A 10,462-nucleotide genomic window follows, 5' to 3' on the forward strand; every position below is an offset into this window, starting at 1 on the left:
GGTGCAGATGGGCGCGCCCAAGGGCAGTTCGCGCCTGCTGCAGCGGATCGGCCGCGCCAACCACCGCCTCGATGAGCCGAGCACCGGCATTATCGTGCCGGGCAATCGCTTCGAATATCTCGAAGCCCGCGCGGCATTGGACGCGATCGACGACGGCGAGCTCGACCCCGAGAATTTCCGCCCGGGCGCGCTCGATGTGCTCGCCCAGCATATCCTCGCAGTGGCCTGCGCCGGGCCGTTCGAGGAGGCCGAGCTGCTCGCCGAACTGCGCTCGGCCGCGCCCTACGCTGGCTTGCGCGACGAAATATTCGTGGAAGTGCTCAACTTCATCTCCACCTGCGGCTACGCGCTCAAGGCCTACGACAAGTTCCGCCGGCTGGTGCGCGATCCCGACGGGCGCTGGCGGATTACGCGGCCCGCGGTCGCCGTGCAGCACCGCATGAACGCCGGGATCATCGTCGAGCAGCCGTTGATGAGCGTGCGCTTCAAGAATGGCCGCAGGCTCGGCACGATCGAGGAGGGATTTGCCTCGACTCTCGCGCCGGGCGACCATTTCTTCTTCGCCGGATTGAGCCTCGAGGTCGAGCAACTCAAGGACAGCGACATCATCGTCCACGCCTCGTCGAAGGCGGCGCGGCTCGTCACCTACGGCGGCCAGCGGATGTCGATGACGACCCACCTCGCCGACCGCGTCCGTCGCTTCCTGTGCAGCCCCGATGACTGGCAGCGCTTCCCCGACGACGTCCGCGAATGGCTCGAAGTCCAGGGCAAGCGATCGATCCTGCCCGAACCCGACCAATTGCTGGTCGAGACCTTCCCCCACGAAGGCCGCCACTTCTTCGTGATCTATAGTTTCGAAGGATGGAATGCGCACCAGTCGCTCGGCATGCTCATCACGCGGCGGATGGAGACCGCCGGGCTGAAACCACTCGGCTTCGTCGCCAACGACTATGCGCTGGCCTGCTACGGATTGGAGGAAGTCACCGATCCCGCGCCCTTGCTGTCGCCCGACATCCTCGAACATGAATTCGTCGAGTGGGTCGAACAGTCCAACCTGCTCAAGCGCGCCTTCCGCGAGGTCGCGGTCATCGGCGGGCTGGTCGAGCGCCAGCATCCTGGCAAGCGCAAGACCGGGCGCCAGGTCAGCTTTTCGACCGACCTCATCTACGATGTGCTGCGCAAATATGAGCCCGGCCACCTGCTGCTGACCGCCGCCTGGGACGATGCGCACGCGCGCATGACCGAGCTTGGCCGCCTTGCCCGGCTGGTCGAGCGCGCCGCCGACCAGATGATCCACGTCCGCGCCACCCGAGTGACGCCGCTGGCCGTCCCGCTGATGGTCGTCATCGGCCGCGAATCGCTTCCGGCGGGCAGCGCCGACGATGCGCTGCTGATCGAGGCCGAGGCGCTCGCCGCCGAAGCAATGCGGCTCGACTGAGTTCGGGCGAAGCGTGATTGCCCTGCCCGGAATTTCCGCGATAAGCGCAGGCATGCGTATGCGTCTCCTGCTCCCGCTCGTCCTGCTCGTTCCCGGCGGCTGCATCGTCGGCTCGATCGCGAAGACTGCGGTCGATGTCGTCTCGATCCCGGTCAAGGCGGTCGGGTCGGGAGTCGATGCGGCGACGACCAGCCAGTCCGAGGCCGACGAAAATCGCGGGCGCGAACTGCGCAAGGAAGACGAACGGCGCGCCCGCGCCGAGCGCGACGCCGCCAAGCATCCGCCACAATAGCCCCTAAGTGCGTTATTTCCTCGACACCGAATATAATGGCTTCGGCGGCGCGCTGATGTCGCTCGCACTGGTTGCCGAGCATGGCGACGAGGAGCTGTATTTCGTCCTGCCGCCGCCCGAAGAGTATCACCCTTGGGTCGAGCGCCACGTCCTGCCCTACATGAATCACGTGCCCCCGGCGCATCAGGGGCCACCGCTCGACCGTGCCTCGGCGGCGCATGCCCTCGCGACCTTCCTCGCCAATGACCGCGAGATCGAGATTCTTGCCGACTGGCCGGAAGATATCTCCCACATCTGCATGCTGCTGCTGACCGGCCCGGGCGAGATCGTCCGCACCCCGCCGCTCCGCTTCCGCTTCGTCGCCCTGCCGGGGTTCAGCACCGCCGGCGCAAGCACGGTACCGCACAATGCGCTGCACGACGCGCGCGCCTTGCGCGACCATGTTTTGAGCATCGAGGATCATTAGACGCTTCCCGCAACCGGGGCATCGCGTCTAACAGGAGCAATGGTTCCCGCTTCGTTCGCCCATCACGACTTCCTCGCCACGCCTGAAGGCGCGCTGTTCTGGCCGAGTGAGAACGCGCTGCTGGTCGCCGACCTCCACCTCGAAAAGGCCAGCTGGTTTGCCCGCTTCGGCCAGTTGCTGCCGCCCTATGATTCGCACGCAACGCTCAGCGCGCTGGCCCGCGATATCGACCGCAGCGGCGCGACCACCCTCTATTGCCTCGGCGACAGTTTCCACGACCGCTTCGGCTGCGACCGGCTCCCGGCCGACGCCCGCGCGCTGCTCACTTCGCTGACCGCGCGGCTCGACTGGGTGTGGATCACCGGCAATCACGACGCCGGCTTCGTCGATCATTGCGGCGGGCGCATCGCCGAGGAATTGACCGTCGCCGGCATCGTCCTGCGCCACGAAGCGGCCGCGGGCGATCCGGCCCCCGAAATCTCGGGCCATTTCCACCCCAAGCTGCGCCTCCACCGCAAGGGACGCAACGTCTCGCGTCGCTGCTATGTGGCGACCGCGACCAAGCTGATCCTGCCGGCCTATGGCTCGCTCACCGGCGGCCTCGACGCGCATCATCCCGAGATTCTGAAGAAAGTCGGCCCCGGCGCGACCGCATTGGTCCCGGTCACCGACCGCCTCCTCCGTTTCCCGATCGCCGCCTAGACGAGCTTCGCCGCCATCAACCCGCGCAGGATATTGCCGACGAAGAACCCCTGGCCGAGGTCGCCGGGTACCAGCTCCGCCTCCCGCGCCTGCCCTTCGTCGATCAGCTTCGCCCGCAGGATCCCCGGGATGATCCCCCGCGCCAGCGGCGGGGTCAGCAACTGCCCGCCACGCTCGACGAAAATGTTGGTGAAGCTGCCCTCGGTCAGCCGCCCATGGTCGTCGACGAAGATCGTCTCGAACGTCGCATTGGCCTTGCGCGCCTCGTCGTAGAAGCGTCGGTCGCTGGTCTTGAAACGCAGTCGGATGTCGTCCGACGGCACCGGCATCGGCTTCAGCGACACCGCCACCGGCCCCATCGCCGGCCGCTCCAGCCGCTTGACCTGGATCGCCATCGCCCCGCTCGGTGCCAGCAGCAGCCGGACCATCGCCGGTTCGCGGCGGCGAAAGGTCGCCGCCTGCAGCTCGTTGCGCGCCGCGTGGCGGTCGAATTTGAAGCCGAAGGTCTGCGCCCCGTGACGCATCCGGTCGAGGTGGCGATCAAGTTCCTGGATGCCCAGCTCGGCGTCAAAGCGCATCGTCTCGATCAGATCGAACGTCGGTGCGGCAGCCGTCACGAAACTTCCCTTGAGCAGGCATTCGGCCCACTCCTGTTCCATCTCGCTGTCGACGACAAGCCCCGCGCCCAGCCCGAGCCGCGCCAGCCCCGGCGCCTCGTCGCGCAGTTCCAGCGTGCGGATCAGCACGTTGAACGCGGCGTCGCCCGCGCTTGCGTCGCGCCCCGGCTCGATCCAGCCCATCGAGCCAGTATAGGCTCCGCGCGCCTCGGGCTCGAGCCGGCGCAGTGCCTCGATCGCGGCGATCTTGGGCGCGCCGGTAATCGACCCGCATGGGAAAATCGTGGCCAGCACGTCGATCGCATCGAGCCCGGGACGGAGGCGCGCAGTGACCTTCGACACCAATTGATGAACCGTCGGATAACTCTCGACCTCGAACAGTCGCGGCACGGCGACACTGCCGGTTTCGGCGACGCGGGCCAGGTCGTTGCGCAGCAGGTCGACGATCATCAGATTCTCGGCGCGCTGCTTGGGATCGGCGGCCAACTCCTGCGCCAACGCACGATCCTTTACCGGATCGGCGTCGCGCGGCGCGGTGCCCTTCATCGGCCGCGCATCGAGCTGGCCATCGCGCAACGTGAAGAATTGCTCGGGCGACAGCGACACCAGCGTCCCGCCGGGAAAGCGCAACACTCCGCCCCAGCCGGCGCGCGACCGGCCCTGCAGTCGCGCGAACAGCGCCAGCGGCGATCCCCCGACCGCCACGTCGCAGCCGAACGTCAGATTGGCCTGATAGAAATCACCCGCGAACAGATGCTCGCGCACCTGTCCCGCCGCCGCCAGATAGTCCTGTCGCTCGATCCTCGGTCGCACAGGCCCGACAAAGGCGCTCGCCGCGTCGGCCAGCCCAGCCGGATCGACCGTCTCATACCCCTCGAACAGACCGAACCATAGCAATGGCCCGGCCCCGATCCGTGCTTGCGCGGCCAGCCGGGGTTCGAACGCCTGCCCCGCCTCATAAGCCAGATAGCCCGCCGCATGCGCCCCCCCGCGCACCGCCGCCCGCACCTCCTCCAGCGCCGGGCGCACCTCGGCCATGGTCGTCGCCACGATTTCGCGATGCGGCGTCCGGTACAGGCGCGCTGCGCCGCCCGCGCGGGCATCTGCAAACAGAACGAAACTCATGCTTGCCAATTGCCCCGCTTCGCCCCGCTCCGTAAACCCGTCGCGAACCGAAGGGATACAAACATATGAAAATGGCCTTGCTGATCGCCGCGCTGCTGCCAACGGTCGCGCCGGCCGCGCCGCCGTCGATCGACCCCAAGGTGAGCGCCCGCATCGACCGCATCCTCAAGCGCACCCCGCTGATCGACGGCCACAACGACCTTGCCGAGCAGCTCGGCGAATATCACGGCTCAGCCATCGCCAACCTCGCCAGCGGCACCGCCGCCTGGTCTGACCACCCACTGATGACCGATATGGCGCGCCTCCGTGCCGGGCGCGTCGGCGGCCAATTCTGGTCGGTGTTCATTGACGGCACGATCACCGGCGACGCTGCGATCCGCCGGACGATCGAGCAGATCGACATCGTCGACCGCATCATTGCCGCTTACCCCCGCGACCTCGAGCGCGCACTCACCGCCGACGATATCGTCCGCATCCACAAGGCTGGGCGAGTCGCCTCGCTGATCGGGATCGAGGGCGGGCGGCAGATCGGCGGCAGCCTGCCCGCACTTCGCCAATTCTACCGGCTCGGCGCGCGCTACATGACGCTGACCCACAACCAGACGACCGAATGGGCCGACAGCGCCACCGACGATCCGAAATTCCGCGGCCTGGCACCATTCGGGCTGAAGGTCATCGGCGAGATGAACCGGCTCGGCATGCTGGTCGACTTGAGCCACGTCTCGCCCGAGGTCATGCGTCAGGCGATCGCCGCCAGCCGCGCCCCGGTGATCTTCTCCCACTCGTCGGCGCGCGCCCTCAACGACCATCCGCGCAACGTCCCCGACGACGTGCTCAAGCTGCTGCCCGCCAACGGCGGGGTGGTGATGGTCAACTGGGTGCCGCTGTTCCTCTCGCCCGCGCGGCTCCAGTATGAATCGACCAAGGCGGGTGAGGAAGCGCGGCTCAAGACAATCATTCGTAACGACAGCAAGGCCGTCGCGGCCGGGCTCAAGGCATGGGAATCCGCTCATCCCGCGCCGCCGGTCACGGTCAAGGACGTCGCCGATCATATCGACCATGTCGCGCAGGTAGCGGGGCACGACCATGTCGGTTTCGGTGCCGACCTCGACGGCATTCCGGCGGGGCCGGAGGGCCTGACCGGCGTCGACGACTATCCGCTTGTGTTGGCGGAACTGATCCGCCGCGGTTGGTCCGACGCCAACCTCGCCAAACTCGCCGGCGGCAACGTCCTGCGCGCCCTGCACGGGGCCGAAGCGACGGCGAAGGCGATGAAGGACGTTCCTGCCGCGATGGACAAGCTCCCGCCCGCTCTCTAATTCGCCGGCATGAGCGAACCGTCCCTCCGCGCCGCAATCCTGCCGGTCACCCCACTGCAGCAGAATTGCAGCCTCGTCTGGTGCACCAAGACGATGCGCGGCGCGTTTGTCGATCCCGGCGGCGGCCTGCCGAAACTGCGCGCGGCGATCGCGCAGGCCGGCGTCACGATCGAGAAGATCCTGCTCACCCACGGTCATATCGACCATTGCGGATCGGCCGGGATCTTCGCCGAGGAATTGGGCGTGCCGATCGAAGGCCCGCACGAGGCGGATCGCTTCTGGATCGCCCGGCTGGAGGACGACGGCCGCAATTATGGCGTCATGGGCAAACCGTTCGAGCCCGACCGCTGGCTGGTCGACGGCGATACCGTGACGGTCGGCGACCTCACGCTCGACGTCCGCCATTGCCCCGGCCACACCCCCGGCCACGTCGTCTTTCACCACCCCGAATCGAAATTGGCGATTGTTGGCGACGTGCTGTTCCAGGGCTCGATCGGTCGCACCGACTTCCCGCTCGGCAATCACCAGCAGCTGCTCGATGCGATCACGCAGCGGCTGTGGCCGATGGGCGACGATACCAGTTTCATCCCCGGCCACGGCCCGATGTCGACCTTTGCGCAGGAGCGGCAGAGCAATCCCTTCGTCGCCGACCGGGTGCTGGCAAGCGCCTGAAACCAACCGCGCTTGCTTCGCTCCGGCTTTTCGCTATATGGCACCCTCGTTCGCGACCATCCGGCCGCCGCCGCGGGGCTAGCCCCCGATGAGCTGGGCGAGGGTGGTCGATTTTTTATTTGAAGTGAGCAGGTGCCGCAATGGCCGTCCCCAAAAGAAAAACGTCGCCCTCGAAGCGCAACATGCGCCGCAGCCATCATGCGCTGGTTCCGGCCAGCTTTCAGGAATGCCCGAATTGCGGCGAGCTGAAGCGCCCGCACAATCTGTGCAGCGCCTGTGGCCATTATAATGGCCGCGAGATCGTCTCGACCGAGGCCTGAGGTCGCGAGTGGGGTTCAGGCGATGACTGCCGGCCCGCGCATCGCAATCGACGCCATGGGCGGAGACGTCGGCCCGGCGGCAATGGTCGCCGGCATGGCGCGTGTGCGTCGCAAGGATCCCGACCTCAGCTTCCATCTTTATGGCGACGAAGCGCTGATCGCGCCCGAAATCGCGCGTCACTCCGGCGTCGCCGCCGCCACCACTATCCATCACGCCGCCGACGCGATCGAAGGCCATGAGAAGCCGAGCCAAGCGATTCGCCGCGCCCGCACCACCTCGATGGGCATGGCGATCAACGCGGTAAAGGAAGGCCACGCCGACGCCGCCATGTCCGCCGGCAACACCGGCGCGCTGATGGCGATGGCCAAGCTCGCGCTGCGCACCATGCCGGGGATCGACCGACCCGCGCTCGCTGCGCTGCTGCCCTCGCTCGGCGACCAGGATCTGGTCATGCTCGATCTTGGTGCCAACACCGAATGCGATGCGCAGAACCTGGTCCAGTTCGCGGTGATGGGTGCCGCTTATGCTCGCACCGTCCTCGGCGTCGATCAGCCGCGGGTAAAGCTGCTCAACATCGGCACCGAGGAGCTCAAGGGCACTGACGAGCTGAAGGAGGCTGCCGCGATGTTGCGCGAGGCGACTTACCTCCCGTTCCGCTTCAACGGCTTTACCGAAGGCGACCAGTTGTCGCGCGGCGAAATCGATGTCGTCGTCACCGACGGCTTCTCGGGCAATATCGCGCTCAAGACCGCCGAGGGCACCGCCCGCTTCGTCACCGACCTGCTGCGCCGCGCCTTTACCTCGTCACTACGGTCGAAGGCCGGCTTCGCGTTGTCCAAGCCGGCGCTGCATATGCTCAAGGTCCATCTCGACCCCAACAACCACAATGGCGCAGTCTTCCTCGGCCTCAACGGGCTCGTCGTGAAGAGCCATGGCTCGGCCAATCCGACCGGCATCGCCAACGCCATCCAGGTCGCGGCGCGGATGGTGCGCAACGACATCACCCGCAAGATCGGCGACGATCTCGACGAGTTCCGCGCCCACGCCTTCGCCGGGGACGCCATATGAGCCTTCGCGCAGTCATCGCCGGAGTCGGCTCCGCCTTGCCGGCACGCCGCGTCGACAATGCCGAACTGGCTAAACAGCTCGACACGACCGACGAATGGATCGTCGAGCGCACTGGCATTCGCACCCGCTATATTGCTGGCGACGACGAGACGACCGGCACGCTCGCGACCGAGGCCGCGCGCCGCGCGCTCGACCATGCCGGGATCGCGGCGAGCGAGATCGACCTGATCGTGCTGGCCACCGCCACCCCCGACCAGACCTTTCCGGCGACCGCAACAAAGGTGCAGACCGCGCTCGGCATCGACGATTGTGTGGCGTTCGACGTCGCCGCGGTCTGCTCGGGCTTCCTTTATGCCCTGACCGTCGCCGACTCGATGATCCGCAGCGGTGGCGCGAAGGCGGCGCTGGTTATCGGCGCGGAAACCTTCAGCCGCATTCTCGACTGGGAAGATCGCACGACCTGCGTCCTGTTCGGGGACGGTGCGGGGGCGGTAGTGCTTGCCGCCGAGGAGGGCGGCACCGCCGGCATTCTCGCGACGAAACTGCACGCCGACGGCCGTCACAATCAGCTACTCTATGTCGACGGCGGCCCCTCGACCACCGGCACGGTCGGCAAGCTGCGCATGAAGGGTCGCGAAGTGTTCCGCCACGCCGTCCTCAATCTCGCGTCGGTCATGGGTGAAGTACTCGACCTCGCGGGACTCGAGACGGCCGACGTCGATTGGGTCGTTCCGCATCAGGCCAATGCCCGTATCCTCGACGCCACCGCAAAAAAACTCGGCCTCTCCCCCGACAAAGTGGTGCTGACGGTCGACCGCCACGCCAACACCTCCGCCGCCTCGGTGCCGCTCGCGCTCGACGTCGCCGTGAAGGATGGCCGGGTGAAGCGTGGCGACATCGTCGTGCTCGAAGCCATGGGCGGCGGCTTCACCTGGGGCGCCGCCGTGCTGCGCTATTGAAATAGCACGGCGAATCGGCCAATTGTCGATTTGCCGACATGTATGATTCGGCGAGTATCGTTCGCTAAAGGTATCGCGGGGGGCGACGCCGGGCGACCGGACGGAGAAAGACCATGGCGGATGCGGGCGTTGCGCGAGCACAGGATGGCGGACTCCATTCGGGAACGCTGACTCGCGCCGATCTGGCCGACGTCGTCCATCGCCAGCTGGGCCTGTCCCGCGCCGAGGCCGCGAGCATGGTCGAACGGCTTCTGTTCCACATGTGCCACGCCCTGTCGGAGGGCCAGAACGTCAAGATCTCCGGCTTCGGCAGCTTCATCCTGCGCGATAAGGGCGAGCGCGTCGGCCGCAATCCCAAGACCGGGATCGAAGTGCCGATCGCGCCACGCCGCGTCATGACCTTCCGCGCCAGCCAGATGATGCGCGAAAAGATCGCGAAGTAATCGGGCCAATGGAGACCGGGGACAAGGCTCCCGATGCCTTTCGCACGATCGGCGAATTGTCGGCCGATCTTGGCGTGCCGCAGCACGTCCTGCGCTATTGGGAAAGCAAGTTTCCGCAGCTCCGCCCGCTCCAGCGCGCCGGTAATCGCCGCTATTATCGCGCCGTTGACGTCGCACTCGCCCGCCGCATTCACGGGTTGCTGAGCGAGCAGGGCTACACCGTGCGTGGCGTCCAGAAATTGCTGGCGGACAAGGATGCGCAGCCCGCGCCGGTCGTCGCGCCGTTGACGTCGACGCTAATCGCGCCCGTGGCTGCCGCAGCAGGCCCCGCATCACCCGCGCCCGATGTCGCCCGCCTCGTCGAGCTGCGCGACCGGCTCGCCGCCGCCCTCTCCGCCTGATCCCAATCTCCGCGCCACCCGCGCGATCGCCAGGTCGAGCGGCACCCGCGACACCATCACCTCCGGCGGAAACGCCGTCAGCAACCGTGACGGCATCGCGCTCGACAGGATGACGAATAGACCCTTGTCGCCCTGCCGCCGGATCAATCTTCCGAACCCCTGCGCCAGCCGCGCGCGGACGATGCGGTCGTCATAGGCACTCCCGCCCCCCGCCAGCCGCCGCGCCGCGTGCAGCACCGTCGGCCGGGGCCACGGTACCCGCTCCATCACTACCAGCCGCAGCGATTCGCCCGGCACGTCGACCCCGTCGCGCAGCGCATCGGTGCCGAGCAGCGACGCGCGCGGATCGTCGCGGAAGATATCGACCAGCGTGCCCGCATCGATCGGGTCGACATGCTGGGCGAGCAGCGGCAGCCCGTCGCGCGCCAGCCGGTCGGCGATGCGCGCATGGACCGCCTTGAGCCGCTGGATCGCGCTGAACAGCCCCAGCGTCCCGCCGCCCGCCGCCGCGATCAGCCGGGCATAGGCCCCGGCCAGCGCCGGCACGTCGCCGCGCGGCAAATCGGTCACGATCAGCACTTCGGCGGCGCTGGCGTAGTCGAACGGGCTGTCCGCTGCGAACCGGCGCGCGGGGCGGGG

Annotated in this window: 12 protein-coding genes and 1 pseudogene; 11 read left to right on the forward strand and 2 right to left on the reverse strand. The window is 67.3% G+C overall.

The annotated features are described in order from the left end of the window. The 4 genes and pseudogenes from RMN84_RS00325 to pdeM form a co-directional block, all read left to right on the forward strand. Positions 1-1,438 (forward strand): annotated as a pseudogene (locus RMN84_RS00325) (DNA ligase-associated DEXH box helicase); the annotation flags it as partial. A gap of 52 nt (positions 1,439-1,490) precedes the next feature. Further along, positions 1,491-1,730, forward strand: coding sequence for a hypothetical protein (locus tag RMN84_RS00330; protein ID WP_309610221.1), 240 nt, complete (start codon positions 1,491-1,493; stop codon positions 1,728-1,730). A gap of 7 nt (positions 1,731-1,737) precedes the next feature. Further along, on the forward strand, positions 1,738-2,196 hold the full coding sequence (locus RMN84_RS00335; protein ID WP_309610222.1) for a hypothetical protein: 459 nt from the start codon (positions 1,738-1,740) through the stop codon (positions 2,194-2,196). 39 nt (positions 2,197-2,235) lie between these two features. Continuing rightward, positions 2,236-2,898 carry a ligase-associated DNA damage response endonuclease PdeM gene (gene pdeM / locus RMN84_RS00340; protein WP_309610223.1) on the forward strand — a complete coding sequence of 221 codons (663 nt, stop codon included), beginning with the start codon at positions 2,236-2,238 and terminating at the stop codon, positions 2,896-2,898. Here pdeM and pabB read toward each other — a convergent pair. After that, the gene (pabB, locus tag RMN84_RS00345) at positions 2,895-4,640 is read right to left on the reverse strand and encodes an aminodeoxychorismate synthase component I (RefSeq protein WP_309610224.1); all 1,746 of its coding nucleotides are present in this window, start codon (positions 4,638-4,640) and stop codon (positions 2,895-2,897) included. The two genes, pdeM and pabB, sit on opposite strands and share 4 nt — an antisense overlap. A gap of 65 nt (positions 4,641-4,705) precedes the next feature. Here pabB and RMN84_RS00350 point away from each other — a divergent pair, with 65 nt between their 5' ends. The 7 genes from RMN84_RS00350 (at position 4,706) to RMN84_RS00380 (ending at position 9,823) form a co-directional block, all read left to right on the forward strand. Continuing rightward, on the forward strand, positions 4,706-5,959 hold the full coding sequence (locus tag RMN84_RS00350) for a dipeptidase (RefSeq protein WP_309610225.1): 1,254 nt from the start codon (positions 4,706-4,708) through the stop codon (positions 5,957-5,959). Between the two features lie 9 nt (positions 5,960-5,968). Next, positions 5,969-6,631, forward strand: coding sequence for an MBL fold metallo-hydrolase (locus RMN84_RS00355; RefSeq protein WP_309610226.1), 663 nt, complete (start codon positions 5,969-5,971; stop codon positions 6,629-6,631). Between the two features lie 140 nt (positions 6,632-6,771). Then, positions 6,772-6,951, forward strand: a complete 180-nt coding sequence (rpmF, locus tag RMN84_RS00360; protein ID WP_309610227.1) for a 50S ribosomal protein L32 — start codon at positions 6,772-6,774, stop codon at positions 6,949-6,951. A gap of 22 nt (positions 6,952-6,973) precedes the next feature. Continuing rightward, positions 6,974-8,020: a phosphate acyltransferase PlsX gene (gene plsX / locus RMN84_RS00365; protein ID WP_309610228.1), complete on the forward strand. Its 1,047-nt coding sequence runs from the start codon at positions 6,974-6,976 to the stop codon at positions 8,018-8,020. Then, positions 8,017-8,979, forward strand: coding sequence for a beta-ketoacyl-ACP synthase III (locus tag RMN84_RS00370; RefSeq protein WP_309610229.1), 963 nt, complete (start codon positions 8,017-8,019; stop codon positions 8,977-8,979). The genes plsX and RMN84_RS00370 overlap by 4 nt, the downstream gene beginning before the upstream one ends. Positions 8,980-9,092: 113 nt before the next feature. Continuing rightward, entirely contained in the window at positions 9,093-9,422 is a 330-nt protein-coding gene (locus RMN84_RS00375) for an integration host factor subunit alpha (protein ID WP_309610230.1), read from the forward strand. A gap of 8 nt (positions 9,423-9,430) precedes the next feature. Then, positions 9,431-9,823 (forward strand): MerR family transcriptional regulator, encoded by a 393-nt coding sequence (locus RMN84_RS00380; protein WP_309610231.1) that lies wholly within the window; start codon positions 9,431-9,433, stop codon positions 9,821-9,823. On the opposite strand, the gene RMN84_RS00385 is transcribed toward RMN84_RS00380, so the two are convergent. After that, the coding region (locus tag RMN84_RS00385; protein ID WP_309610232.1) for a helicase C-terminal domain-containing protein at positions 9,755-10,462 on the reverse strand (708 nt) is incomplete at its 5' end. The two genes, RMN84_RS00380 and RMN84_RS00385, sit on opposite strands and share 69 nt — an antisense overlap.

Source organism: Sphingomonas sp. (assembly GCF_031380695.1).
Classification (GTDB): domain Bacteria; phylum Pseudomonadota; class Alphaproteobacteria; order Sphingomonadales; family Sphingomonadaceae; genus Sphingomicrobium.